This window comes from Tepidanaerobacter sp. GT38 (genome assembly GCF_021991635.1).
Taxonomy (GTDB): Bacteria; Bacillota; Thermosediminibacteria; order Thermosediminibacterales; family Tepidanaerobacteraceae; genus DTU063.
The window spans coordinates 1-26,277 of record NZ_JAFFJA010000060.1 but is presented as its reverse complement, the minus strand read 5'-3'; the positions used below and the strand labels follow the sequence as shown (position 1 = coordinate 26,277).

Below are 26,277 nucleotides of genomic sequence, written 5' to 3'. Positions count from 1 at the left end.
CTTACCCCTTCACCGAGTTAATCATACCTAAACTTGCCCCACTGAGGCAAAATTTGAATCCATGTATTGCCGGGATTTATAACGAGACTTGAGCCGTCTTGAAAAGTATATTTCGTTTGCCCGGTTCTTGAATCCTTCTGCCATTTTATATTTGTACAATAACCGTTACTTATGTAATAGCCATTTCCGCTGTCTATAGTCTTTATGGATAGTCTTCCAACCTCATCGATTACCTTTGTATTTGCAAAACTTATAATTATATTTTTTACAAAAATACTCTCACCGGTGGTTTTGTCAGTGTGAGGTTTCCCATTTATAAAACGCTCATACGCTTTTTTGTCATGATCATATGTATATCGAACGGTGTAATTGCCGAAATAATCAAGTTCAAAATCCTCCAATACCATATCGCCGCTAAAGCTTTCCTCAGTATTGAAATTCCAGAATGTAAGCTCTGTATCTCTACGAAATCCTCGCTTTTCCCAGGTTTTTAAAATTTTTTCCGTACTTGTGTATGCATTATGAGGAGCTGCTCTTGACTTGTCACGCCAGAAGGTTACGTTATCATATATTCCATCGATGGCATCGATTTTTAGCTGTTTCAAATCAATATAACATTGAGGGCTGGCTCCATAGTGAACGTATATGCCGTCATATTCCATAGCATAATCGAGAAAATATGGTCTTCCACTGCGCACCGGACCGATTTCATCAACTGTTTCTCCGAGGAACAGAGCTAAAAACCGGGTTATGCCTCCTTCTGCTAAAACTTCGTATACAACTCCAGCCTTTTGAAGACCTGATTGAGGCCTGGCATTGTATTCATTTTCTATCATAACAGCTAAAGGCCTTTGATTTTCATATTGCAAATCCATATCTGTTCCGGTAAGCGGGTTTTTTGCTTTTGGAATGTCCACTTGGCTTTCATCTGGCTCTATTATTTCTTCCTGGTGTTGTGGCTCTGAGGGCTCTGAGGTATTTTCTACTTCTCTACTGTTGCAGCCTACAACAAATGCCAGCGTCACAATCAATATAACAGCTAAGCAACCCTTAGACGTCATGCTTTACCCCCTACATCCTAATTTAACTAACGCTTTAATATCTTAAGCAATATTGCGATTTTGTCATAAAAGATCAGATAGCCTACTATCACAGCACTTAAAGCCGATATCAGCACTGCTCCCGCAGCTACATTTTTAGCCGCCTTCGCCAAAGGGTGATATTCCTTGGTAAACATATCTACTACAATTTCTATTGCTGTATTTATCATCTCAGCAGTTAGCACTAGTGCAATTGTCAGTGCCAATATCAGAAGTTCAATATTATTTAGTTTTAGCAAAAAACTAAAAAAAATTATCAGTGCAGCAGCTACAAAGTGTATTTTAATATTGCGTTGGGTCTTAACAGCATAGAAGATTCCGGATATAGCATAAAAAAAACTCTCACTTAAAGTCCTTGATTTTTTCATAATTATTAAATCCCTCTTGTCAAATCCAAGGTTTTTAAAATATCCTCTTCTTTCTGTCTCATGACAGTCCTTTCTTCGTCAAGTTCATGGTCGTATCCGAGTAAATGCAATATGCCGTGCACTACTAAAAAGCCTACTTCCCGCTCAAAAGAATGGCCGTATTCTGCAGCTTGCATTTCGGCTCTTTCTAATGATATTACTATATCTCCTAGCAGTTCTTCCTCATAAAAGTCAAAACTTTTTTCCTCTTCTATGGTCTCTCTCATGGCAAAAGACAACACATCAGTTGGGGCATCCAAATGCCGATACTGATGGTTAAGCTTTTGAATATAGCTGTCGTCAACCAAAGCTATGCTGACCTCTACGTTTTCGGGCACATTTTCCACATATAAAGCGGTATTTACAGCTTTGGCTATTAAGGATTTTAATTCTTCTGTTACTTCAATTTTATCTTGTAAGTTGCTTATCATTATATTGGCCATTATCCAAATCCTTTCTCTGTAATTCTGTTAATTTGTCCGGATATTCTATTCTAGTATGGAAAATTCCTGTCAAAACTTTTGAAAAAGTTGAAGCTAACTTATCCAGGTCTTTTAGTGTCAAATCACATTCATCTAACTGACCATCTGATAATTTTTCCTTGATTATCTGCCTAATAAGCCCTTCTATTTTCCCAGGAGTAGGCTTAGGCATTGATCTAACGGCTGCTTCTGCACAGTCTGCCAGCATTATTATTGCCGCTTCACGGGTCTGGGGTTTAGGACCTTCATATCGATAACTTGTGTCGTCAGTGTTCTTTTCATAATCACTCTCTAAGGCTTTGTTGTAGAAAAATGAAAGGAGACTTGTCCCGTGATGCTGTACAATTAAGTCGATAATGCATTTAGGCAGGCGATATTCCTTGGCTATCTCAAGCCCGTCCTTTACATGAGAAGTAATTATTAATGCGCTTAATGAAGGACTTAGTTTGTCATGAGGATTATCGGAGGTCAGTTGGTTTTCTATGAAAAAATACGGCCGCTTTAACTTGCCAATATCATGATAGTTAGCACCTACACGGGCCAGTAGCGGGTCCGCTCCTACAGCTTCAGCACCTGCTACGGCCAAATTTCCTACTATAATAGAGTGATGATAGGTGCCAGGAGCTTCTAACATCAGCCTTCTAAGGAGAGGTTGATTCGGGTTAGAGAGTTCCAAAAGCTTAATGGAACTTGTAATGCCGAAAGCGTTTTCCAAAAACGGCAAAGTGCCAATGGCCAAAATAGCAGATAATAGACCACTTACCATGCCCCAGGGGCTTTCCTTTAAGATTTCAAGTGGTGTGCCGTTACTTAAAAGCGCAAGGCCAGTTATAAGCACAAATTTAGCACAACCTATTATGCCTCCTGCTTTTGTTAAATCAGAGCGCTGAGAAACTTTGGCAGTACAAAAAATACCTATTAAAGCACCAGACAATGCCACTACAGTATAAGAAAAATTGCTGCCTAACATAATTCCAACCACAACGCTCATTGTAAAACTAGAAAATACCGCAACTTGAGGATTTATTAAAATTGATATTAGCATACTTCCGGCAGCTAAAGGAATTAAATATTTAGATATATTCTTAAGCCCTAGAGAAATAATAAGAGTTGATACTATAATAAGTATCATTAAGCTCAAGTAAAGGTTGTTATTATAAATGTCATTGTGAAAATAGTACAAAGCGAAAGCTAGTGTACCCACCAAGAATGCAGATACACACATTATGCCGACAAGTAAGCTTATATCCGCTTCCCTATCCCTAGCCAGCAACCCCAATTCTTTAAGCATGTCTTGGTGCTCAGAAGTTATAACTGTTCCCTTTTCTATCAAAATCTGGTTTGGGTAAACTTTAACTGGTGCAATTGCTTCCATTGCCTCTCTTTGCTCTTTTTCGGTGGCCTCCCGATCATAAACCATGTTTGGCTTTATAGTTAAAAGTGCGATTTCTTCACCTACACTTTTTATTTCCTGTGGCAAATTTAAGTTTTTAAATTCTTCTATGACATGGGTTTTTGCTCGATCTATAGAATCTTCCTTTACACCTTCTTCCATAACTGTCTCAATAATGGCCTTTGTTATTGTTTCAAGTTCCTTTAAAGAGGTATCGCTCATGGTTATAAGCTGTATATAGGATTCCTCAGAAATTTCTCTAGATATTTTGTTCATCAGCAGGTTTATTTTCTCATGGTCTTCAAGATAAGTTCGAATTCTCACTTCTTTTACATAATTTAATATATCCGTTATGTGTTCTTTAACTTCAGCAGTTATAGTGTGATTTAATGTGTATTTTTTAGGAACTTGATCTGCTGCAGCTTGCCTAAGTTTGTTAGTGGCGATGGTGTTTATTGCTTCCTTTCTGGCTAAGATGTTTTCCTGGAGGACCTGACCAACTCTCACATCGTATTTTTGGGGTAATGCCGAATAAAACATCATAGCAGACAAAACAACAAAGAAAAAAAGCCCCAGTGCCAGCTTCTGGAACATCGAATTAGGAGATGCTGTTTTTTTTAGTAACATGGTCTTAATCATGGCCACAGAATCACTCCACGTTCCGTTGGCGTTTCTCCTCAAATTTCTCATAGGCTTTGATTATTCTCTGAACAACTTCATGGCGCACAACATCTGTATCATCCAGGTAGACAAATTGGATACCCTTTACATCTTTCAAGATTTCCTGAATTTCTTCTAAACCCGAGTAAACTCCTTTAGGAAGGTCAATCTGAGTCAGATCTCCGGTAATTACCGCCTTTGATCCGAAGCCCAACCGCGTTAAAAACATCTTCATTTGTTCGGAGGTTGTATTCTGGGCCTCATCCAAGATAACAAAGGCATCATCGAGAGTTCTGCCTCGCATATATGCCAGAGGTGCTACTTCAATGAGACCTTTTTCCATATAGCGCCTAAAAGAATCCACGCCCAAAATATCATATAAAGCATCGTATAAGGGCCTTAAATAAGGATCAACTTTATCTTGCAAGTCTCCCGGCAAAAAACCTAGCTTTTCACCGGCTTCCACTGCGGGTCTTGTCAATATAATTCGACTTACCTCTTTTTCCTTAAAGGCCGTCACAGCCATAGCCATTGCAAGATATGTTTTACCCGTTCCAGCAGGTCCTATACCGAAGACTATATCGTTTTGTTTTATAGCGCTAACATATTGCTTTTGGCCTATTGTCTTTGGTTTAATCATCTTTCCACGGTGTGTATAGCATACGACACCGTCATATAAATCATTTATCTTTTCGCTTTCGCCGTTTTTAGCAAGTTTCACAAAATACTTCACTTCATTTGATGTCAATGAGTTGCCTCCCTGTAATAATTGAATCATTTGGTTGAAAAGTTGTTCTACTGACTTAACGTCTTTTTCATCTCCTATTATAGCTATTTCACCGCCACGGGTCACTATCCTTACTTTGAATTGTTGCTCAATACACTTAATATTTGAGTCACGGTTCCCAAACAAAAATGCTATATCATTTACATTAGATATGGCAACTCTAGCCTCTGCCAAATTTTCTGTCAAAGCTTATCTTGTCCTCCCCATTATTGGATTTGTTTCTTTTGGCCTATATCTTCTACAACTTCGATAATCATTGAACCGATAACCGATTGCTCATCTGAGTCCAGCATAAACTCCATCTTTTTTTGTGTTATGTCATTTTCGTTAGATATTTCCTCAAGTTGGGAAAGGAGATAGGCCTCTGCTTTACGCGATGCCTTTTCTACCCCCAAAAACTCCTTTGTAGTTTCCATTTCAACATACTCAACCATATTTAACTTTAAACCCACTGGTTTAGGCAATATATTTATTTCTTTCAATATTTTCTTCTCATAAAGAGTATAAGGTATGTTACCTAAATGGAAGTTGAAAATATGATTTTGAAATTGTAAAACAAGGGATTTTTTGCTATTGCCTGTAGGTATCTTCTTAATCTCAACTAAGGGTACTTTTATGGCTTTTTGGTACCAAACCCTTGCTTTGACTATACCCTCGGCGTGTACTAAAAGGGTGTTGCCTCCATTCTGCTCCTCATTTGATACATCTTGCCCAATAGTGACTTTTCCGGTTATTAAGACATCTCCCTTACTCACCGTCTGCCCTGGCTTTACCAATGCTTCACCTCTTAGGGCTATTATTTCCTCTATTATACCATCTTTCGAGGCTATTATATCACAGGGAGTATTTTCTTCAAGTTCAGGAGGCAATTGCTTTTTTACAAGTTCCACTATAAATCTGGAACCTCTTATTTCAATCTCAGCCCAAGCAAGATCCTTGTATTCGGTCAGGAGTTTATCAATGTAGTATTCTTTATCGATGCCATATTTAAAAATACCTTCTTTTATTCCCCACTGACGCAAATGCTCAATCACCGAAAGCTTTAACTCTTCATCAGGGCATGTAACCTCAATGCTCCAAATAAATGAAGACATAAAATATACTGCAGCTATAAAAAGCAATGCACCAACTAAAAACGATTTTCTTCTCTTTAACTTTAATATTGCAAAAAACAATCCAACACGCTTTATAATACGTATTCGACAGCGGGTCTTCCTGGCTAAAGGTGCTAATTTAAAGAAATGCCTAATACTTATTTTAGCAGTAAGTTCATTGCTGTTTTCTCGCTTTATGTCCCACAGGTATAACTTTTGTAGTGCCGCTTGATTAAGCAGCCTTTCTGCATACTCTCCTACAATTTTTATAATAACATAACCGAAAAAATAATGCCACAATTTTATAAGAAGCACTAAACCTGCCCCCTTAACTCATTCCTCAAACTCAACAGCCGAAATTTCCCCCTCAACCGTTATTTCATCGGCAACAATAGTTTTGATAAGTAGTTGTTTGCCTTTTATGCACACAACTCCGACAGATGTATTGATTTTTACAGAGTCAGAATTATATTCAACAATGCCTTTATGGTTTTCGATAAAAACGGCAATTTTGCCGGTCACAACAACTCTAGGCACGTTTAATATTATATCTTGAGGCAAATCAAGGGCATCTGATATTTTGCGTTTTATTATTTCGCTCATGACTATACTCCTTTTTTGAAACACATCTACTTAAAATTTATTCGGTATTTCCCACTTTAATTACTGTTAAAAAAGAAAAAGCCCTACAGTCTTGATACGCTCTAAATTTTATAAACAGACTTTCCTCGCAAATCTACTTATAAAAAGCGTATCAATAGACTATAGAGCTCACTCGATTTAAATTGATTACAATCAGCGCCATCGCCTCATAAGAGCTTTAGGTGGAGAAAGTATCTCTTGCAATATTATGCCTCGAAGGATATTATCCTGTGTAAAAAGCTCAGGAATATCACCTAAAGTTTCCGATTGATCCAGCTTGCTCTCTAAAACCTGAGTCTTTGAAGACCTTTTTTGTAAACGTTTTTGTTCTATAGAAATGCTTTGAACATCAGGTTCAGTTTTTACTGTTTCTAATTCTTCTATAGGAATTATTACAGGCCGCTCATTTTGGTCTGAAGGCCGAATAATTTTCTTTGGCTTTATAGGGTTTTTTGGTTTTGGGTGGTTTTGCGTTTTTTGTGATTCGAAAAGTTGACTTGTTAATGCCTTAAAGACTAAAAATATGATAAGAAAAAGAATACTTTCCATTTAATCACCTGCTCTTGTCCTGCTTGTCTGCACCACTTTCCTTTTGGCCTAGTTTAGATATGGAATCACGCATTTGGGTATCGGCTATAATATTTCTCATATTGTAATAGTCCATTACTCCTATTTTCCCCTGTCGCAGGGCTTCGGACATAGCTTTCGGAACTTCCGCCTCAGCCTCAATAACCTTTGCTTTCATCTCCTGAACCATGGCCTTCATTTCCTGTTCTCTGGCCACGGCCATAGCACGACGTTCTTCAGCCCTTGCCTGAGCAATTCGTTTATCGGCCTCAGCCTGGTCAGTTTGAAGCTGTGCCCCGATATTTCTGCCCACATCTACATCGGCTATATCTATTGATAGAATCTCGAAAGCCGTTCCCGCATCAAGACCTTTGTTTAAAACCGTTTGGGAAATAGAATCGGGGTTTTCCAGTACAGACTTATGACTATCTGCAGAACCGACGGTTGTAACTATACCTTCACCCACACGTGCTATAATAGTCTCCTCACCAGCTCCTCCTACTAACCGGTCTATGTTGGCCCTTACTGTAACTCGAGCTTTTGCCTTTACTTCGATGCCATCTTTTGCTACTGCGGCTACTATTGGCGTTTCTATAACCTTAGGATTTACGCTCATTTGAACTGCTTCCAATACATTGCGGCCGGCCAAATCTATTGCTGCCGCTCTTTCAAAACTCAAAGGAATCTCAGCCCTTTGTGCTGCTATAAGAGCATTTATAACTCTGTCCACATTTCCACCTGCTAAATAGTGGGCTTCTAATTTATCAACTCCCACTTCCAGACCAGCTTTTACTGCTTTTATTAGGGGGTTTACAATCTTATTTGGAGGTACTCGCCGCAGCCTCATTCCAATCAGATTAAATATTCCTATTTTTACACCGGCAGCTAAGGCTGATATCCAGAGCCCAAGAGGTACAAAACTTAAAAGAATAGTCAGAACAATAAAGAGGACAGCAATTGTTAAAAACAAACCTATAATCGCTTGCATTACACACTCTCCTTTACTTTTAATTTAACTATAATCTTGTTACCTTCCACCTTACTTACTATTATATCTGAATTGCTTGGTATAAACCCACCTTCCGCTAAAACGTCCAGTCGCCTTTCCCCTATAAGGGCCACCCCTGCGGGTCGAAGAGGTGTAATCGCTTTGCCCACTGCTCCTACAAGCTGGCTTTCATCCTTGATTGCAGTCACATAACCTTCAGATTTGGCTTGCTTTGTACTCAAAACAATCCGCTCAAAGATCGGAGCTTTAATAACATACTTTAATAGCAAATATATCAGCACTATACTTGACACAAGTGTAATGAGAATAGAAACCAGCGCCTGTTCTGGAGTTGGGAAGGCCAATATCACACTTGCAATTATGGATAGGATTCCTGTCACCCCAAATACGCCAAAACCAGGAATAAACATTTCAACTAATAAAAGCAACAGTCCTAGAACAAAAAGACCTATCACCCAAATTTTGGCTGCTCCGGCCATATAAGTCCCTCCGAAAAATAAGCCAATTGCCATAAGACCGATTATACCGGGAATGCCAAAGCCTGGAGTCAATATTTCAGTAACTATTCCCACTATACCTATTGTTAGAATAACAGGAGCTATATATGGATTAGAAACCAAATGTGCAATTCTTTCAGATAGGTTCATTTCAGCTTTAATAACTTCCACATTTTCTATGTTTTGTGTTGTTTTTATTTTATTTACAATGTCTTCTAAATTATTTATCTGTTCATCAATAAGGCCTAGTTCTAATGCCTCGCCGGTAGTTAGAGACAAAATCTTACCCTTTTCTTTAATGCCTTCAATGACTATATCCGCATCGGCCATTGCCGCCACCAGTTCAGGATTCCTTCCCGTTTTTTCAGCAGTAGCCCTAAGGGCAGAAGACCAATAAGAAATGTATTTTTCCTCCTTAGGTCTAGTCTCTGCTGCGCCAATAGTAGCTCCAGGTGTAGCCACTAAGGTTTTAGAAGATATGGCTATTATAACTCCGGCAGAGGTTGCTTCATTGTTTATAAAACTCACAGTGGGAATAAAAGTATTAAGAATCGCTTTGCTCACTTGTATGGCTGAACCCACTTCGCCACCCGGCGTATCTATTTCTATAACCAAGGCTTTCGCCTGGACTTGTTCGGCTTCCCGTATTACTCTAGTGACAAAAGCAGCCATACCCTTGTCAATTATACCTTTAACAGGAATGACATAGATATAATCAGGCAAGTCTGTACTTTGTGCTAAACTGTCACAAGTAAAACTAAGGACTATACATAGAAAAACTATCAAAATCAAAATTTTTTTATGTCTCATATTACCCCTCCCTGCAGCAGAGGTTATGCAATTTGAGTATTTTTACAAAAATGTTAAATCTATTATGCAAATTTATTAAAAAAGCTTGGCAGTCTTAGGATGCCAAGCTTTTTAATTATTGAAGAAGTTCCTTTACTAAATTGCTGACCAAGCTGCCATCTGCACGACCTTTTATTTTTGGCATGACAGCGCCCATAACTTTGCCCATATCCTTAATACTATTTGCTCCAACTTCAGAAATAGTCTCACGAACAATTTGCACTAGTTCTTCTTTAGTCAGTTGCTGAGGGAGATAACCGGATAGGATTTCTACTTCTTGCTCTAAACTCTTTGCAACTTCTTCTTTGCCCAGTCGCCTATATTCCTCTATATTTTGTTTTCTCTTTTTAACTTCTCTGGCTAACACTTCTATGACTTCTTCATCATTTAGTTCATGGAGCTTTTCTTTTTCTGCATATAAAATAGCTGATTTAGCCATGCGTATGACAGAAAGCCTGTCTTTTTCACCGGCCTTCAGTGCGGCTTTCATATCTTGGTTTAACATATCTTTTATTGACATGTTATCTATCGCTCCTTAATAATTACGGAATTTCCTTTTGCGAGCTGCCTCAGATTTCTTCTTGCGTCTTACACTAGGCTTTTCATAATGTTCTCTCTTCCTTACTTCAGAAAGGACCCCTGCTCTTTGGCATTTTCTCTTAAAACGACGAAGAGCACTGTCAAGAGATTCATTTTCGCCTACTCTGACTTCTGACATTTCTGTATTCCCCCCCTCCGCTGCACTATCGGGTATATTGCTGCCCTGCTGCTGAAAGCGAATATAATAATTATAAGACTAAATCCAGCTATCGTCAACATCATCCGGGAGGCCATGTCAGAAATCGACCGCCTAACAGGTGAAAATGCAAATGTTGAACGGTCTGACCGCCTTCTTCGCCAGTATTGACTACTAATCTAAAGCCCTTCTTATCTATATTATTCTCCTTGGCAAGATTTTGTGCAACCCTGACAATTTCTTTAAGTAGCCCGCCATTTTCTTCGTCAATTTCCATAATCGATGCTATATGCTTTTTAGGGATAATAAGGAGATGGATAGGGGCTTGAGGATTAATATCATGAAAGGCTATGACTTGGTCATCCTCATATGCAATTTTAGCTGGAATTTCTTTGTTTATGATCTTACAAAATACACAGTCCATCAAAATCCACCTCCTTCTCCTGATATTATTGCTGTATCAACTATTCTTTATTCCACATCAAGTCACGTATTTCCTGCTTTAAATAAAATTTTTATTTGTCTATTTTGCCAAAAATATAATCATCCATATTTTCCATGAGCTTTACCGGTATAATCTGATTATGAAGATCTTCTTTCGATTTTACTACTACTTTTATATAGTTTTCGGTAAGACCCTCATACCTGTTTCCATCTTTTTTATCTTCGAAAAGCACATCTTGTATAGTGCTTATAAATTTTCCCCTGAATTTTTGCTCGAGTTCCTGGCTCAAGTGTATTAGCCGATGACTTCTATCTGCTTTTACGCTTTTTTCAACTTGATTGGGCATATCGGCAGCCGGTGTCCCTCGTCTTGCAGAAAAGGGGAATACATGGAGTTTTGAAAACTCCATCTCTTGAATGAAACTCTCCGTCACTCGAAATTCGTCTTCAGTTTCACCGGGAAATCCAACAATCACATCCGTAGTTATAGATGCATCTGGCATAAGACTTCTGATATAGTTAACCCTGTTTCGAAAATCATTAGTACTATATCTCCGATTCATTCGCTTAAGCACAGTATCACAGCCACTTTGAAGGGGTATGTGAAAGTGATGGCAAAAGCTCTTAATTTTTAGCAAACCTTCTAAAAACTCATCAGTAAGTTCTAATGCCTCAATAGAGCTAAGTCTTATCCTTTCGATACCTTCAATTTGTGATATCCTTGATATCACTTCCAATAAGTGATGTTTTTCTTCTTTAAAATCAAAACCGTAGAGCCCAAGGTGTATTCCCGTTAATACGATTTCTTTAAATCCGTCCCTCGCAAGATTTTCTGCTTCTGCAATGATACTTTCAATAGCTCTACTGCGGACAGGGCCGCGAGCATAAGGAATTATACAGTAGGAACAAAACATATTGCAGCCTTCTTGAATTTTTAAAAAAGCCCTTGTCTTCGTGCGGTGCCCTCTAAAAGCAATTTCCTCAAAGGTCCTCTGCTTCATTATATCTTCTACAGCCACCACTTGCTTGTCAGTTTGTTTTGCTTCTTCTACCAAGTCCACTATCTTATGGCGATCCTTTGTCCCTACTACCACCGACACACCAGGTAAATTTGATACTTTGTTTGGTTCCAGCTGAGCATAGCACCCCACCACCGCTACCTTTGCTGATGGGTTTTTGCGAATTGCCTTCCGAATAATCTGCCTGGACTTTCGGCCGCTTTCATTTGTTACGTCACAAGTATTTATAACATACACATCGGCTTTATCATCAAAATCTACTATTTCATAGCCTTTTTTCTCAAAAAGCTCAGCCATAGCAGCAGATTCATATTGATTTACTTTACACCCCAGTGTATAAAAGGCCACTTTAGGCATTATAATCCTCCCATATCTCCAAGTTCGTACATAAGTATACCACATAGAGTAATGGCTGCAGTTTCAGTCCTTAAGATCCTCGGACCGAGACTTACAGGCACGGCACCCAATTCTTTTGCCTTTTTCACTTCCTCGGCAGAAAAACCGCCTTCAGGACCGATAAATACAGCGACTTTTGTAACATTTCCATTAACTTGGTTTAGCAATTGTTTAAGCGTCATTTGCGTTTCCTGTTCCCAAGGAATGATACTTAATTGGTGGTTTTTTATTTCATAAAGAGCGGCGTCAAAGGCTAAAGGCTCGCCAACTTCGGGTATGTTAATTCTCATAGATTGTTTAGCGGCTTCTTTTGCAATTTTGTTCCAGCGTTCTTTGCGTTGCGGAAGCTTTGATGGCGGGATATTAGCTACAGTCCTTTGGGTTATAATCGGAATTATTTTACCTACACCTATTTCTGTGCTCTTTTGTATTATCAAATCAAATTTTTCTCCCTTAGGCAAACCCTGCAATAAAGTAATAAACGGTTTTATCCCTTTGGACTTATTTTTATCCACAATCTTTAGTTTTATTTTTGTGCTCCGACTGTCGATATCCAAAATAACGCCAAGGCTTTCTACGCTTTTTCCGTCTGATATTCTAATTACATCACCGGGGCGGTATCTAAGAACTCTGCCAATGTGGTGAGCTTCTTCACCAGAAATGATTATCTCCTCGCCAATTTCCAGTTCTTTAAGAATAAAAAGCATAGGCATAAAAATATCCCCCCATCACCTGCTGATGGAGGCTTGAGCAGAAACTAATGCGACCCACTCGCCCTTTTCAAACTGCTGGATAACATCAAAACCGTTTTTTTCCAATGCTTCAATGACCGATAGTTTACGGTCTTTTATAATACCGGAAGAAATAAAAAAACCGCCCTCTTTCAAACAAAATCCTGCATCTTTGGTAATATCTATAACAACATCAGCAATGATATTGGCAACTATTATATCCGCTTTAAAGTCAATGCCCTGCAACTTGTCACCTTTTATGGCTTTTACGCATTTATCTAGATTATTTCTTTTAATATTTTCATTTGCCACTTTTACGGCATTCTCATCTTTATCTATGGCCAAGACCTTTTTGGCACCTAGCTTTCCACACGCTATTGAAAGTATTCCGGAACCACAGCCAACATCTATAACTGTATAACCAGTTTTTATATACTCTTCCAAAATTTCAAGACAGAGCATTGTAGTTTCATGAGTGCCTGTTCCAAAGGCCATACCGGGATCCAGTTCTATAACCACTTCTTCATCGGTTTTTGGTTTGTATTCTTCCCAGGAGGGCTTAATAACGATATTTTTACCTATATGAGTAGGCTTATAGTACTTTTTCCATGCTTCGCCCCAATTATCTTCAGATATTGTAGTTACTGCAATCTCTCCCTTGCCAATATCAAGGCCGTAATTCGGAAGTTGGTTAATTCGCTCTTTAATAACTTGGGTCCTCTCTGCCAGACTGCTGTCTTCTGGCAAATATCCCGTCACCTGGGCAACTTCAAAATCTAAACCTTCAGGTATATCTAAATAATCCCATTCACTTTGATCTTTTGGTCGCAAATAAATCTTTGGGTCCTCAATAACCACTCCCGCAACGCCGGCTTCGTAAAAAATATTTGACACTGCTTCAATAGCCTCTGTCGTAGTTTTTACTTTTATTTCTACCCAGTTGCTCATTTAAACCCTCCCGGTTATACACCAAAGGCATCTTTCATTTTTCGAAAAAGCCCTTTAGATGCTGGTTTTACATCTTCACCACTGATGCTGGCAAATTTCATCAGTAGTTCCTTTTGTTTATCATTCAAATTCTTTGGAATGACTACATCAACACGAACAATTATATCTCCGCGCCCATACCCTTTTATATGAGGTATGCCTTTAGACCTTAAGCGGAACCTGGTTCCTGGTTGTGTACCCTCAGGTATTTTAAGTTTCACCTTTTCTTCAAGTGTAGGAATCTCTATTTCATCACCTAGGGCTGCCTGAACAAAAGAAATGGGAGCTTCATAAATCAAATCATCGCCCTGTCTCACGAACAGTTTATGAGGTTTTACCCGAATTACAACATATAAATCACCCGGTGGTCCTCCTAACTCACCAGGTTCGCCTTCTCCGCTCATCCTTAGTTGTGAACCGGTGTCAACGCCAGCAGGGATTTTTATCTTTAATTTTCTGCTCACTTTGGCCTGACCTCTGCCATGACACTTAGGACAAGCCTCTTCTATAATATAACCTCTGCCGCCACAATTTCCACAAGTAGTGACGTTGGTAAACTGCATGGGGCCTAAGTTTTGAACTTTTCTCACTTGGCCGCTACCGCCACAGGTGGGACAAGTTTTAGGGCTGGTACCGGGCTTGGCTCCGGTACCATTGCACCTATTGCAGCGTTCCATGCGAAATATCTCAATATCTTTTTCAGCACCAAAAGCTGCTTCTTCTAAAGTTATTTCTAAATCGTATCTTAAATCAGCACCGCGGGTTGGCCCCCTCCTGCTGCTTCGCCCAAAGCCTCCACCAAATATGTCAAAAATATCTTCAAAAATGTCACTGCCAAAACCGCCAAAATTACCAAAGTTGCCAAAGCCACCGAAGTCACCGGCATCAAAACCGCCCTGTCCGACTCCCGCATGACCAAATTTATCGTATCGCGCTCGCTTTTCTGGGTCTTTTAAGACCTCATAGGCTTCGTTTATTTCTTTAAATTTTTCTGCCGCGTCTTTATCTTCTTTGTTAACATCAGGATGATATTTTCTGGCAAGTTTTCTAAATGCCTTTTTTATTTCGTCTTCAGTAGCATCTCTACTAACACCTAACACCTCGTAATAATCTCTTTTTGCCAATCGGCATCACTCCATCTGCGCCGTTAGTTTTTGTCTTCATCATCCACAACTTTATAATCAGCGTCAACTACCTTTTCGTCTTTATTTTGCGAAGGGCCGGCTTGCTCGGCGGAACTATTCCCTGTAAAGCCCTGATTTTGAGAATATGCCTGAGCATTTTGCTGGTAAAGTCGTGAAGATATATCGTAAAATACTTTAGTCAAATCATCAGTAGCTTTTTGAATTCTTTCAGCGTCATCCGATTGTATAGCTGCTTTTACATTTTCAAGTTCTTTTTTGATTTTTGCTTCATCATCGGGACTTATCTTATCTTTTAAGTCAGCAAGCATCTTTTCGGTTTGATAAATTAGTGAATCTGCTTTGTTCTTGGCCTCAACTTTTTCCTTTTTCTTCCTGTCTTCTTCTGCAAACCTTTCCGCATCTTTTATCATGCGCTGAATTTCTTCTTCTTTTAAGCCGGAAGAAGACGTAATGGTGATCTTTTGTTCTTTTCCTGTGCCTAAATCTTTTGCGGACACATTCACAATTCCGTTAGCATCTATGTCAAAGGTTACCTGTATCTGCGGAACTCCTCTTGGAGCTGGCGGAATGCCTGTAAGTTGGAATCTGCCAAGGGTTATATTGTCAGCAGCCATAGGTCTTTCGCCCTGCAGCACGTGAATATCCACCGCTGTCTGTCCGTCTGTTGCTGTAGAAAAAATTTGACTCTTGGAAGTAGGAATTGTGGTGTTCCTCTCTATTAGTTTAGTAAAGACTCCACCTAAAGTTTCAATTCCAAGGGATAACGGTGTTACATCGAGTAATAATACATCGTGAACTTCTCCGGCTAGCACACCAGCTTGAATAGCCGCTCCCATAGCAACTACTTCATCAGGATTTACGCCCTTGTGAGGTTCTTTACCGATAAGTTTCTTAATGGCTTCCTGCACTGCCGGAATACGTGTAGAGCCACCAACAAGTATAACTTTATCGATATCTTCAGGCTTTAAACCTGCATCGGATAGTGCCTGCCTGGTGGGGCCCAAAGTAGCTTCAACTAAATCTCGAGTTAATTCCTCAAATTTTGCCCTTGTAAGTGTCATGTCAAGGTGTTTGGGGCCGCTAGCATCAGCAGTAATAAACGGCAGGTTTATATTTGTTGATACCATGCTTGAAAGCTCTATCTTTGCCTTTTCAGCAGCCTCTTTTAGCCTCTGAAGTGACATTCGGTCTTTGCGTAAGTCTATTCCATGTTCCTTTTTAAACTCTTCTGCTACATAATCAACGATGCGCTGGTCAAAGTCATCTCCACCAAGCCTGTTATTGCCGCTAGTGGCTTTTACTTCAAAAACTCCGTCACCTAATTCGAGAATAGATACGTCAAAAGTACCGCCACCCAGGTCGAAAACTAAAATGGTCTGGTCGCTTTCTTTATCTAAACCATAAGCCAAAGCTGCAGCAGTTGGCTCATTTATTATCCTTAGCACTTCTAGACCAGCTATTGTTCCCGCATCTTTGGTAGCCTGTCTTTGGCTGTCAGTAAAATATGCCGGCACCGTAATAACAGCTTTAGTAATTTTTTCTCCTAAAAAATTCTCTGCATCTTGCTTTAGTTTCTGCAAAATCATTGCGGAAATTTCCTGCGGTGTATATGTTTTACCATCGATATTTACTTTGTAGTCTGTGCCCATGTGCCTTTTTATGGATTGTATGGTTCTCTCGGGATTTGTTACAGCCTGGCGCTTAGCTAATTGACCTATTAAGCGCTCTCCATCTTTGGTAAAAGCAACAACTGAAGGTGTCAGTCTAGAACCCTCAGCATTATTAATAATGGCCGGCTGGCCACCTTCCATATATGCGACAACAGAGTTTGTTGTACCTAAATCAATACCTATAACCTTGCTCATATAAAATCACCTCTACTAATTTTTAGCAACTTTAACCATACTTGGTCTTATAACTTTAGAGTGATACATGTAACCTTTAAGCAATACTTCTGCTACTGTATTAGGTTTAAATTCTTCGCTTTCAACCATCATTACGGCTTCATGGTAGTTGGGATCGAAAGGCTTTCCCAGTGCTTCTATTTCACGTATCTCGTGTTTTTTAAGTACGTCTACAAGCTGCTGATATATCAACTGGACGCCCTTATATACGGCGTCATTTTTATCTTTTACCGAATCTAAAGCTCTTTCAAGGTTATCTATTACTGGTAAAATATCCCTTACCAATAGCTCACCAGCATATAAGTTTATTTCCTGAATTTCTCTTTGCATTCTCTTTTTATAATTTTCAAAATCAGCTTGAGCTCTAAGCCACCTATTTTTGTACACATCAATTTCTTTTTGTTTATCTTCAAGAAGTTTATTAAGTTTATCAATTTCTTGTGTTTCAGTTTGCTCTTGCAAATTCACTTCTTCCTGTGATTCAACTTGCTTTTGTTCTTCTCGTGCTGCCTCTTCTTTCTGTGTTTCTGCTTGTTTCTGTTCCTCATCATCTACTTGATTCTGATGTGTATTTTGTTCCTTTATATCTTCTACATCTTCACATTTTTTCTCGCATTTGCAAGAGTTATCTTCCCCAGGCTTGATAGTCAATGGTCTAAATCTCCTTTCATTTTTTAAAAATCCATTTCGCTCATACCCATTGGCGATTCTTGACCTGCGCTTTGCCCAACAGGTACATTGTCACGTTTCTTTATTATGGTGTTAATTCTCAAAATTGCCTCGGAAACTTCGCCTGCCGCTTTTAAAGCATAAGACTTCACTTGAGCCGGATCTATTACTCCAAGCTCTACCATGTCCGCAACTTCGCCATTTTCGCAATTTATGCCAATAGTATTTAGATTTCTTTCTGACTGTGTATATATAGCCTCTTCAACTTTTTCCAGAGGATTATAGCCTGCATTGTACACAATCTGAGCTAAAGGTTTCTTTAAGGCAGAAATGACGCAATCAATACCGTATGCAGCCATACCTTTGGTCTTAGCGCGCTCTTTTTCCAGTTCCCGGGCAATAGCTATCTCAATAGCTCCTCCTCCAGGAACCATGCCATAAAGAACTGCTGCTTGTAGGGAAGATGCCGCATCTTTCGCTATGCGTTCCCTCTCACCAACTATTTCATCAGTAGCAGCTCCTACTAAAACCGTAGCCATAGGAGTACCTCTACCGCCGACAATCCTAATCTGTTTGAGCTTTTCGTCTTCATAGACCCTATCAGCTCTTCCTATGTAGTCTTTTATTTCTTCCAAAGGTTTTTTCAAACCTAATTTTTTCATAATGCGAGCCCCTGTGTGTTCTGAAACTCTTTCCATATCTTTTCGCGAGACTCGATCTAGTGCAATAATACCGGCATCCGTCAATATCTCTTCAGCTTCATCATTAATGTTTTTATCAACCAGCACTAAATTAACACCTAATTCAATTATCTTTTTGAGATTCTCTTTGAATTCTTCTTTCATTGCAAGATACCGTGCAAATCCTGCTTCGGTTCTCAAAGCTTCAGGTGCTACTTCTTCAGGCTCCAATGAATCATCTATCAATAATACCTTAACATCAGTTAATTCCTCAGGCATTTGTTTGTTTAGTTTTTCTTTATCTATGATAAGGCCTAAAAATACCTCATTTTCTGCTCCGGCTCTAGAAATTATAATATCCCTAAATTTAAAATTTTTATCTTTAAGTTTTTCTTCCCCTATGAGTTTAGCTGCATCTGTAACCAGATCAGCTATGTCCTGATTTTCTCTACCTGCAATTAGAGCAACGTTTTTTAAATTGGGATCATCCATGCCTTGTACAGGGATTATATTGGAACTTAGTACTTCCTGGGCCTTATTTATAGCTATTTTTATACCCTCTATAACGCGGGCAACAGGAACTCCTTTTAAGATTTGAGTTACTCCTTCTGAAACCATGGCTCCTGCCATAAGTGTTGCTGTGGTAGTTCCGTCACCTACTTCCTCCTGCTGAGCTTTAGCTATGTTTATTAGGATCTTGGCAGCAGGATGATTTACATCCATTTGCTTTAGTATAGTGACTCCGTCATTGGTTATAGTAACTTCTCCAAAGCGGTCTACTAACATAATATCCAGGCCTTTTGGCCCAATAGTTCCTTCAACTGCTGTCGCTACAGCTCTTATTGCATTTGCATTTGTAATAAGCGCTGCTAACCTTTCGTCAACTTCTTGGGTATTCTCTTTAATAGACAAAATAAATACCTCCTCTTTTTGTTACAACATGGTAGATAGAGTTTTTGTGAGATAATTTGTCACCTGTTCCAAAATACTTACAACTCGGGAATACTCCATTCGAGTAGGACCTAAAATCCCAAAAACTCCTAAGTCTTTATCGTCAACCCTTATATTTGAAGTCACGATGCTAAAGTCTTGAAATTCTATAAAAGGATTTTCGCTTCCTATAGTGATATTTATAGAATCGGGTTTCATTGAAGTTTTTAAAACCTTCGTCATTAAGTCGTTCTGCTCTAACAATGAAAAAAAGTTTTTTGCTTTTTCAACATCCTGAAACTCTGGATAATCTAACATTTTTGAGCTGCCCGTAGAAACCACATTGCCGCTTTCATCTACATCGTCTAAGTTCTCTAATAAGATTTCTAATAATATGTTAAGAATTTCATCATATTCAATCATTTCATTTTTTATGCTATCAATTATGTCACTGGTAATTTCCACAAGGGTTTTGCCCTGCAAGTTGGCATTTAAAACATTTGATATTCTGACAAGGTCTGAGTCATTAAGATTTTGAGGTATTTCTATAATATTATGACTTACAGTGCCATAATTTGTAACCATCAGCAATAGACCCTTAGTTTCATCAATGCGATTTACGTTGATATGTTTTAAACGGCTGGTTTTTAACTGAGGTCCAATGGTCAATGTGGTATAACTGGTCAATGTTGAAATGACTCTGGCGGCTTCCCTTACTAATTGCTCCAGTTCATTAACCCGTTTGTTGAAGATGCGTCGTATCAATGCTTGTTCAGTATCACTTAATTTTTTAACCGGCATTAAAAAGTCCACATAAAATCTATAGCCCTTGTGAGAAGGCACACGACCCGCTGAAGTATGCGGCTGGGACAAATATCCCAGTTCTTCTAAATCAGCCATTTCATTCCTTATGGTAGCGGGACTGATCCCTATTCGGTATTTTCGGGCTATAGTTCTAGAACCAATGGGTTCAGCGGTAGCAATATAATCATGAATTACTGCTGCCAGTATTTTTATTTTCCTCTCATCAAGCATCACATCAAATGCACCTCTTTTTAGCACTCTCGAACTTAGAGTGCTAAATCTATTTAAAAAATAACACTTGGGGTGTCTTTTGTCAAGAATTTAAGGCATGAATTCCATAAATACCATATTGGCAAAATCCAATCCCAAAGCGGTTAATCTAAGATTTTCATGGCTTTCTTCTAATAGCCCCTGCTTTTTTAACTTTTCTATGGCACTTTCGTAAACTTCTGTAATTTCTTTGTGAAAGCGCTGTTTAAAGGCACCTTTGTTTAAACCCCGTAAGAGCCTTAAACCCATAAAACAAAATTCCGCTTGCTGCTCTTTTTCAGGTATAGACTCAATATCTGCAATGGCTGAGGAAGAGGTTTTTATAGATTCTATATATTTTAAAATGGCAGGATGGTTGTAAAATCTCTTGTTGTCTATAAAAGAATGCGCTCCAGCTCCCAGGCCTAAATACTCCTTATAAGTCCAGTACCCAAGATTATGCCTACATTCCCGTCCAGGTAATGCGAAGTTTGAAATCTCATAGTGCATATAGCCCTGATGAGATAATATCTCTATGGCTTTATAATACATCTTCCGCTCATCATCATCCGACGGAAGGTCAAGCCTTCCCTCCTTATGCCATTTATAAAACTTGGTTCCATCTTCCAGAGATAAAGCATAGCATGAGATATGCTCCGGCAAAAATTTTAATACTCGCCTTAAAGTTTCTTCAAAATCTTCAGGTCGCTGATCGGGAAGGCCGAAAATTAAATCTACATTGATATTATCAAATCCCACATCTCGAGCCGCACCGAAATTTTTTTCAAAATCCTCTACAGTATGAATTCTGCCCATTATATTGAGTAACGAATTTTGATAAGCTTGAAGGCCAATGCTCAGTCGATTTACTCCCAGGGTTTTTAATAAGTGTAGCTTTTCTAAAGTTAATGTTCCAGGATTTGACTCAATAGTAATCTCCGCATTCTTAGCTATATTAATATTTTTATAGAGGTCGTTTAAAATGCAAAAAAGCTGATTGTCCGTTAAGACAGTTGGAGTCCCTCCACCGATATATACTGTACCCGCACTATATCCACAATTTTTAAGATTTGAGATTTCTCTTTTTAGCGCATCTATATATTCCGGTATCAGCTCTAGAGTTTCAAAGGAGTTAAAATCACAGTAATTGCACTTTCTTATGCAAAAGGGTATATGAATGTATAATCCTATTGTCTTCATGGCATTTACTCCATTTTTAAAACCGCCATAAATGCCTCTTGTGGCAACTGCACATTGCCTATTTGGCGCATGCGCTTTTTGCCTTCTTTTTGCTTTTCTAAAAGTTTCTTTTTCCTAGTAATATCACCGCCGTAACATTTTGCCAGCACATTTTTTCTCAGTGCCTTTACAGTTTCTCTAGCAATAATTTTACTGCCTATAGCCGCCTGAATTGCAATTTCGAACATCTGTCTCGGTATAACTTCTTTCAATTTTTCCGTTATCTGGCGAGCACGGCTGTATGCCTTATCTTTGTGCACAATAAATGAAAGGGCATCAACAACTTCACCGTTTAATAAGATGTCCAGTTTTACCATATCAGATCTCTTGTAGCCCGAAAGCTCGTAGTCCAGCGAAGCATAGCCTCGGGTTCTGGACTTTAGCTGATCAAATAGGTCATATATTATTTCGGAAAGGGGCATTTCATACCTTAAAATAACCCTTTTCTCAGTAACGTATTCCATAGTTTTCATGGTACCGCGCTTTTCCTGGCACAATTCCATGACTTGCCCTACGTATTCTGTTGGCAGCATTATGGAAGCATCCACGTAAGGTTCTTCTATATATGCTATTTCGGCAGGATCAGGAAAATTGGTGGGATTGTCCACATCAATTGTATCACCATTAGTCTTGGTTATTTTATAAACTACGCTGGGGGCAGTTGTAATGAGATTTAGATTGTATTCTCTTTCCAAGCGCTCCTGGACTACATCCATATGCAACAATCCCAAAAAACCGCATCTAAATCCAAACCCCAGTGCAGCAGAGGTTTCTGCTTCAAAAAATAGCGATGCATCATTGAGCTGCAATTTCCCTAGTGCTTCTTTTAAATCTTCATATTCTTCACCTTCTGCAGGATACATGCCGCAAAATACCATAGGCACAGCCTTTCTATATCCTGGCAAAGGTTTGTCCGCAGGCTTTTGGGCATCTGTAATGGTATCACCCACTCTTGTATCAGTCACGTTTTTTATGCTTGCAGCAATATAGCCTACCTGACCTGCTTCAAGACGATCAACTGGCTGCATGTCAGGATTTAAAATGCCTATCTCTGTGACCTCGAAAGTCCTGCCTGTTGACATCATTTTAATCAATTGCCTTGGCCGCACACTTCCATCCATTATTCGCACAAAGGCCACAGCGCCTTTATATGAATCATATAGAGAGTCAAAAATAAGAGCCCGCAAAGGCTTATCATTGGATCCTTCAGGAGGTGGAATAAACTTTACGATGGCCTCCAAGACTTCTTTTATGCCCAAACCCTGTTTTGCAGAAGTCAGCACTGCATTTTGTACATCAAGGCCTATTATTTCTTCAATTTCACGCTTAGCCTCTTCGGGCTCAGCACTCGGCAAGTCTATCTTATTTATGACCGGTATAATTTCTAAATTATTCTCAAGAGCAAGATACGTATTTGCTAAGGTTTGTGCCTCTATCCCCTGACTTGCATCAACTACAAGCAATGCACCCTCACAAGCAGCAAGGCTTCTTGAGACTTCATAACTAAAATCCACATGACCGGGCGTATCTATGAGATTTAAAAGATATTCTTGCCCATCATCAGCTTTATATATCATCCTGACCGCTTTGGCCTTTATGGTAATACCTCTTTCTCTTTCTAATTCCATTTTATCAAGCACCTGTTCTTCCATTTTTCTATCAGAAATGGTGCCTGTATACTCTAAAAGCCTATCGGCCAGAGTAGATTTGCCGTGATCAATGTGAGCAATGATGCAGAAATTCCTGATTCTCTCCCGAGGTATAGACATCGTGTTCCTCCTCTTTACATTTAGCTTTAGATTCAATTATACATATTGGCAGTTTTTTTATCAAGATTTAGCCGTTCCTGCAACATTACCCCGGTAGGAATCATAGAGTTGATTGTGAAAGTTTTTCCATTTATCATGAAACTAATCTGTCCTCTGCAGGCAACCATATTGCCTATTTTATAATACTTTTGAAGTTTTATGTTGCTGCCTAAGACTGTAAAACTATATACCCGGTCCTCTTGAAAATCAAAGTCGAAACTTTGCGGTCTCAAGTCAAGGCCCATAGTATTATATAAGCCTTTTTCAGCAACGCGAACACCAATTGTCAGCAGTAAAATAAAAATAATAACTAGTGTGATTAAATCTTTATAAATCATACACAATTCCTCTGTTTGTTCTAATATTTTTGATTAAGCTTTCCAAGATTTAGCTTAAACCATTTTTGCGTTTTTCATTCGGCTATGGATAATTCTTTTACTGCATCTGCCAGAACTTCTGCAAATACTTTTGCAGAAGCCAGCGCCTCCTCCATAGTATTGCCGTGACTTCCGATTTCTAAAAGTATGGCTTTGTTTGATACGTGCTGGTTGAATCGCTCGCTTCTTAAATCTAGGCCTCGTGATATTCCCGGATAACGCTGCTCTAACTTATCATTTAAGAAATTTGCAAATCGATAGTTTTCCTTCCAATTTGGATGGGGAAAAGTCTTATCAGTACCTACGACTAGCAAAAAACGCGCATATGTAGCACCATCGATTTTAACAGTTGTTATTTCCCTTGCTTTTTGCAGATCAGATACTGGTGCATCTCGGTGAAGGTCAATAACTATTTTTATGGAAGGATTTTGTTTTAATACCCCCTCAACCGTCTTTAGGGAATTGGCATATGAGGTCATATATGTAGGAATATCATGGAAGGTTTTATTGTGGATTGTGGGCACATTTAGTCGATTTAATTCATCGGCCAAAACCTCTCCTACCTTAACCATATTGAAGTTTACATCCTTTGTGTGATAGGTATTATCAGGCGTATATTTAAATTTTTCTGATGGCGTGTAACTTTCAGTAGTATGAGTGTGATAGATGAGTACTAGCGGATCACCTGATACGTGAGGTAGCTTTTCAACTTCAATATCTTCAGGCTCTTTTATTTCCGACGGCGACAGATTTTCCGAAGTTTCATGCTCATTTTCATACTCTTGAAAGCCTTGGGGCAGCTCCACTCCAGGGGTCATTGCTGTTTCTGTATTAATTAAACTTATCAATGGCAGATGCATAACAAAATAAGTTTCGGGATTTAACAGATCCACATTTGTAAGTATCCTGGAAAAATTGCCTATTGCGCTTTTGTAATCGATGACGACTTTTTTTTCTTTGTTAACAGTTTCCAGTGCCGGTAATCCTAAACAAAGTATTCTTTCAAACAAGTTACTGTTAATTTTATGTACTAAACTCTGCTCGCCTTTTGTTTCTAAATTGGCCATTGCCACAATGGTTTTACGGTTTTGGTAGGAAAAAACTGTAAAACATAGAGTCAACGCTATAGCAATTATGAATAACATTAATTTCTTGATTTTTATTACTTTAATTTTTATCAAGCTTATCACCCTCTCAATAAGCATATTCACGTACATAAAAAAAAATGAGGCAAAGTTTAGCCCCATTATTGCAAAAAGGTGCTCACCTCATCATATTCAATTCCCGGGTGAAGAGCTAAATTTAAGCCTCCTGATAAGGTTTTGGCTGTATTGTCAATTAAAGCATCTATTTCTTTTGGCGTAACTACTAATTCACCTACAAAGGGTTTCATTACCTCACGAATTAAATTGTATTTTTCTTCTCTGTCCAACTCTTCCAGAAGCTTGTAAAAATCGCTGCCCGGTTTGGCTTGTCGGGCAAATTGACCGATGAGCATGTCCAAAGTATCATTGGCCATTGTAGCCGCATCCACAACTGTTGGGACCCCTATAGCGATTACTGGTACTCCCATGCTTTCACGTGTTATACCCATACGCTTATTGCCAACACCGGAACCAGGATATACACCTGTATCTGCAATTTGTATGGTGGTGCTTATGCGCTCCATGCTTCTGGAAGCCAGTGCATCAATGGCAATAATCATGTGAGGTTTGACTTTTTCAACTATACCGCGGATAATATCGCCGGTTTCTATCCCAGTTATCCCCAAAACTCCCGGCGCAAGTGCGCAGACTGGCCTGATGCCTTTTTTTGTGTTAAACTGGCCAGGCATATATTCTATTAAATGTCGTGTAACAATTAGTTTTTCTATGACTTTAGGTCCTAGAGAATCGGGAGTAACATTCCAATTCCCGAGGCCAACGACGAGGACAGTTGCATCCCTGGGTATGTCAATCATTTTTTCAAGTTCGTCAGCTAGATTTTTGCTTACTTCTTCAGTAAGAGCAGGATCCTTCTCTTTTAGCCTGGGCACTTCTAAAGTAACATAGTTGCCTATGGGCTTTCCCATTGCTTTTGCCCCTTGCTCATCTACTATTCTGACCCTGCTTATTGTCATTTGCTTCGACTTTTCAGTATCAACTATTACTCCCGGAATTTGTTCTTGGCCCACAAGTTCTCTTGCTTCTAAAGCAAGATCAGTACGTATGTTTATGATCAACCGCCTCCTTATCGAAGTTCAGTTGGCACAAAGGCGTCAATTATACCTATTACCAATGAAGCTAGCAATGCTCCCCACCAAGTTACATTCATGGCAGGAACTAAATACTGAGCAAAATATATTACAACTGCTGCAGTGATAAAACCTACTATCCCACGACTTTGCGGTGAGACTTTCTCACCAAGCAGACTTTCAGCTATAAAACCTAAAATTGCAATAACTATGGCAGCAATTAAGGCGCCTGTAAAGCCCGCCACTTTAAAACCCGGAAGAATAAAACTAACCAACATCAACACCAACGCTGAAACTATAAACCTTATTATCATTCCTATCATAAACTGCACCTCCATTTTTATTTCATTTATTATATTAACCGCTAATAATTCATAATATACCCGCGAGCAACTTTCTATTATTTTATCAATATTATCGCATAGTGTAAAATAATTGT

General features: G+C 39.0%; 27 protein-coding genes. All 27 read right to left on the bottom strand.

The annotated features are described in order from the left end of the window. Positions 1-17 precede the first annotated feature (17 nt). The 27 genes from JT739_RS08895 to JT739_RS08765 all read right to left on the bottom strand — a co-directional run bounded on the left by JT739_RS08895 (position 18) and on the right by JT739_RS08765 (position 26,161). Positions 18-1,061 (bottom strand): DUF3048 domain-containing protein, encoded by a 1,044-nt coding sequence (locus tag JT739_RS08895; protein ID WP_237660767.1) that lies wholly within the window; start codon positions 1,059-1,061, stop codon positions 18-20. A gap of 26 nt (positions 1,062-1,087) precedes the next feature. Continuing rightward, positions 1,088-1,468, bottom strand: coding sequence for a diacylglycerol kinase family protein (locus JT739_RS08890; protein WP_237660766.1), 381 nt, complete (start codon positions 1,466-1,468; stop codon positions 1,088-1,090). Between the two features lie 5 nt (positions 1,469-1,473). Next, complete coding sequence (gene ybeY, locus JT739_RS08885; RefSeq protein WP_237660765.1) at positions 1,474-1,950, bottom strand: rRNA maturation RNase YbeY; 477 nt, start codon at positions 1,948-1,950, stop codon at positions 1,474-1,476. Beyond that, a complete protein-coding gene (locus tag JT739_RS08880; RefSeq protein ID WP_237660764.1) occupies positions 1,916-4,072 on the bottom strand; it encodes an HD family phosphohydrolase in 2,157 nt (718 codons plus the stop codon). Before JT739_RS08880 ends, ybeY begins: the two co-directional genes overlap by 35 nt. Next, positions 4,032-5,015, bottom strand: coding sequence for a PhoH family protein (locus JT739_RS08875; protein WP_237660763.1), 984 nt, complete (start codon positions 5,013-5,015; stop codon positions 4,032-4,034). Before JT739_RS08875 ends, JT739_RS08880 begins: the two co-directional genes overlap by 41 nt. 20 nt (positions 5,016-5,035) lie before the next feature. Then, positions 5,036-6,238 carry a sporulation protein YqfD gene (gene yqfD / locus JT739_RS08870; RefSeq protein ID WP_237660762.1) on the bottom strand — a complete coding sequence of 401 codons (1,203 nt, stop codon included), beginning with the start codon at positions 6,236-6,238 and terminating at the stop codon, positions 5,036-5,038. Positions 6,239-6,256: 18 nt separating this feature from the next. Beyond that, on the bottom strand, positions 6,257-6,526 hold the full coding sequence (gene yqfC / locus JT739_RS08865; RefSeq protein WP_237660761.1) for a sporulation protein YqfC: 270 nt from the start codon (positions 6,524-6,526) through the stop codon (positions 6,257-6,259). A 192-nt stretch (positions 6,527-6,718) separates the two neighbouring features. Beyond that, on the bottom strand, positions 6,719-7,114 hold the full coding sequence (locus JT739_RS08860; RefSeq protein ID WP_237660760.1) for a hypothetical protein: 396 nt from the start codon (positions 7,112-7,114) through the stop codon (positions 6,719-6,721). Between the two features lie 4 nt (positions 7,115-7,118). Beyond that, the gene (gene floA / locus JT739_RS08855) at positions 7,119-8,120 is read right to left on the bottom strand and encodes a flotillin-like protein FloA (protein ID WP_237660759.1); all 1,002 of its coding nucleotides are present in this window, start codon (positions 8,118-8,120) and stop codon (positions 7,119-7,121) included. Then, positions 8,120-9,448, bottom strand: coding sequence for a nodulation protein NfeD (locus JT739_RS08850; RefSeq protein WP_237660758.1), 1,329 nt, complete (start codon positions 9,446-9,448; stop codon positions 8,120-8,122). The genes floA and JT739_RS08850 overlap by 1 nt, the downstream gene beginning before the upstream one ends. A gap of 115 nt (positions 9,449-9,563) precedes the next feature. Next, positions 9,564-10,007 carry a GatB/YqeY domain-containing protein gene (locus JT739_RS08845; protein WP_237660757.1) on the bottom strand — a complete coding sequence of 148 codons (444 nt, stop codon included), beginning with the start codon at positions 10,005-10,007 and terminating at the stop codon, positions 9,564-9,566. A gap of 15 nt (positions 10,008-10,022) precedes the next feature. Further along, the gene (gene rpsU / locus JT739_RS08840) at positions 10,023-10,205 is read right to left on the bottom strand and encodes a 30S ribosomal protein S21 (RefSeq protein ID WP_237660756.1); all 183 of its coding nucleotides are present in this window, start codon (positions 10,203-10,205) and stop codon (positions 10,023-10,025) included. Between the two features lie 100 nt (positions 10,206-10,305). Next, positions 10,306-10,650, bottom strand: a complete 345-nt coding sequence (locus JT739_RS08835) for a histidine triad nucleotide-binding protein (protein ID WP_370642625.1) — start codon at positions 10,648-10,650, stop codon at positions 10,306-10,308. 88 nt (positions 10,651-10,738) lie between these two features. Then, a complete protein-coding gene (gene mtaB, locus JT739_RS08830) occupies positions 10,739-12,043 on the bottom strand; it encodes a tRNA (N(6)-L-threonylcarbamoyladenosine(37)-C(2))-methylthiotransferase MtaB (RefSeq protein ID WP_237660755.1) in 1,305 nt (434 codons plus the stop codon). Continuing rightward, complete coding sequence (locus JT739_RS08825; protein WP_237660754.1) at positions 12,043-12,795, bottom strand: 16S rRNA (uracil(1498)-N(3))-methyltransferase; 753 nt, start codon at positions 12,793-12,795, stop codon at positions 12,043-12,045. The genes mtaB and JT739_RS08825 overlap by 1 nt, the downstream gene beginning before the upstream one ends. Positions 12,796-12,810: 15 nt before the next feature. Continuing rightward, positions 12,811-13,761 (bottom strand): 50S ribosomal protein L11 methyltransferase, encoded by a 951-nt coding sequence (gene prmA / locus JT739_RS08820; RefSeq protein ID WP_237660753.1) that lies wholly within the window; start codon positions 13,759-13,761, stop codon positions 12,811-12,813. Positions 13,762-13,775: 14 nt separating this feature from the next. Beyond that, on the bottom strand, positions 13,776-14,924 hold the full coding sequence (gene dnaJ, locus JT739_RS08815; protein WP_237660752.1) for a molecular chaperone DnaJ: 1,149 nt from the start codon (positions 14,922-14,924) through the stop codon (positions 13,776-13,778). Between the two features lie 23 nt (positions 14,925-14,947). Then, complete coding sequence (dnaK, locus tag JT739_RS08810; RefSeq protein ID WP_237660751.1) at positions 14,948-16,810, bottom strand: molecular chaperone DnaK; 1,863 nt, start codon at positions 16,808-16,810, stop codon at positions 14,948-14,950. A gap of 15 nt (positions 16,811-16,825) precedes the next feature. Further along, positions 16,826-17,500 (bottom strand): nucleotide exchange factor GrpE, encoded by a 675-nt coding sequence (gene grpE, locus JT739_RS08805; protein ID WP_237660750.1) that lies wholly within the window; start codon positions 17,498-17,500, stop codon positions 16,826-16,828. Positions 17,501-17,523: 23 nt separating this feature from the next. Next, positions 17,524-19,110 carry a TCP-1/cpn60 chaperonin family protein gene (locus JT739_RS08800; protein WP_237660748.1) on the bottom strand — a complete coding sequence of 529 codons (1,587 nt, stop codon included), beginning with the start codon at positions 19,108-19,110 and terminating at the stop codon, positions 17,524-17,526. A 21-nt stretch (positions 19,111-19,131) separates the two neighbouring features. Continuing rightward, entirely contained in the window at positions 19,132-20,163 is a 1,032-nt protein-coding gene (hrcA, locus tag JT739_RS08795; protein ID WP_237660791.1) for a heat-inducible transcriptional repressor HrcA, read from the bottom strand. Positions 20,164-20,253: 90 nt separating this feature from the next. Beyond that, the gene (gene hemW, locus JT739_RS08790; RefSeq protein ID WP_237660746.1) at positions 20,254-21,381 is read right to left on the bottom strand and encodes a radical SAM family heme chaperone HemW; all 1,128 of its coding nucleotides are present in this window, start codon (positions 21,379-21,381) and stop codon (positions 20,254-20,256) included. A gap of 5 nt (positions 21,382-21,386) precedes the next feature. Next, the gene (lepA, locus tag JT739_RS08785; RefSeq protein ID WP_237660745.1) at positions 21,387-23,189 is read right to left on the bottom strand and encodes a translation elongation factor 4; all 1,803 of its coding nucleotides are present in this window, start codon (positions 23,187-23,189) and stop codon (positions 21,387-21,389) included. A 32-nt stretch (positions 23,190-23,221) separates the two neighbouring features. Continuing rightward, positions 23,222-23,566 carry a histidine kinase gene (locus JT739_RS08780; RefSeq protein ID WP_237660743.1) on the bottom strand — a complete coding sequence of 115 codons (345 nt, stop codon included), beginning with the start codon at positions 23,564-23,566 and terminating at the stop codon, positions 23,222-23,224. Between the two features lie 74 nt (positions 23,567-23,640). Beyond that, positions 23,641-24,786: a stage II sporulation protein P gene (gene spoIIP, locus JT739_RS08775; RefSeq protein WP_237660742.1), complete on the bottom strand. Its 1,146-nt coding sequence runs from the start codon at positions 24,784-24,786 to the stop codon at positions 23,641-23,643. Between the two features lie 65 nt (positions 24,787-24,851). Beyond that, positions 24,852-25,826, bottom strand: a complete 975-nt coding sequence (gene gpr, locus JT739_RS08770; RefSeq protein ID WP_237660741.1) for a GPR endopeptidase — start codon at positions 25,824-25,826, stop codon at positions 24,852-24,854. Between the two features lie 8 nt (positions 25,827-25,834). Further along, a complete protein-coding gene (locus JT739_RS08765; protein ID WP_370642630.1) occupies positions 25,835-26,161 on the bottom strand; it encodes a phage holin family protein in 327 nt (108 codons plus the stop codon). Between the last annotated feature and the right edge of the window lie 116 nt (positions 26,162-26,277).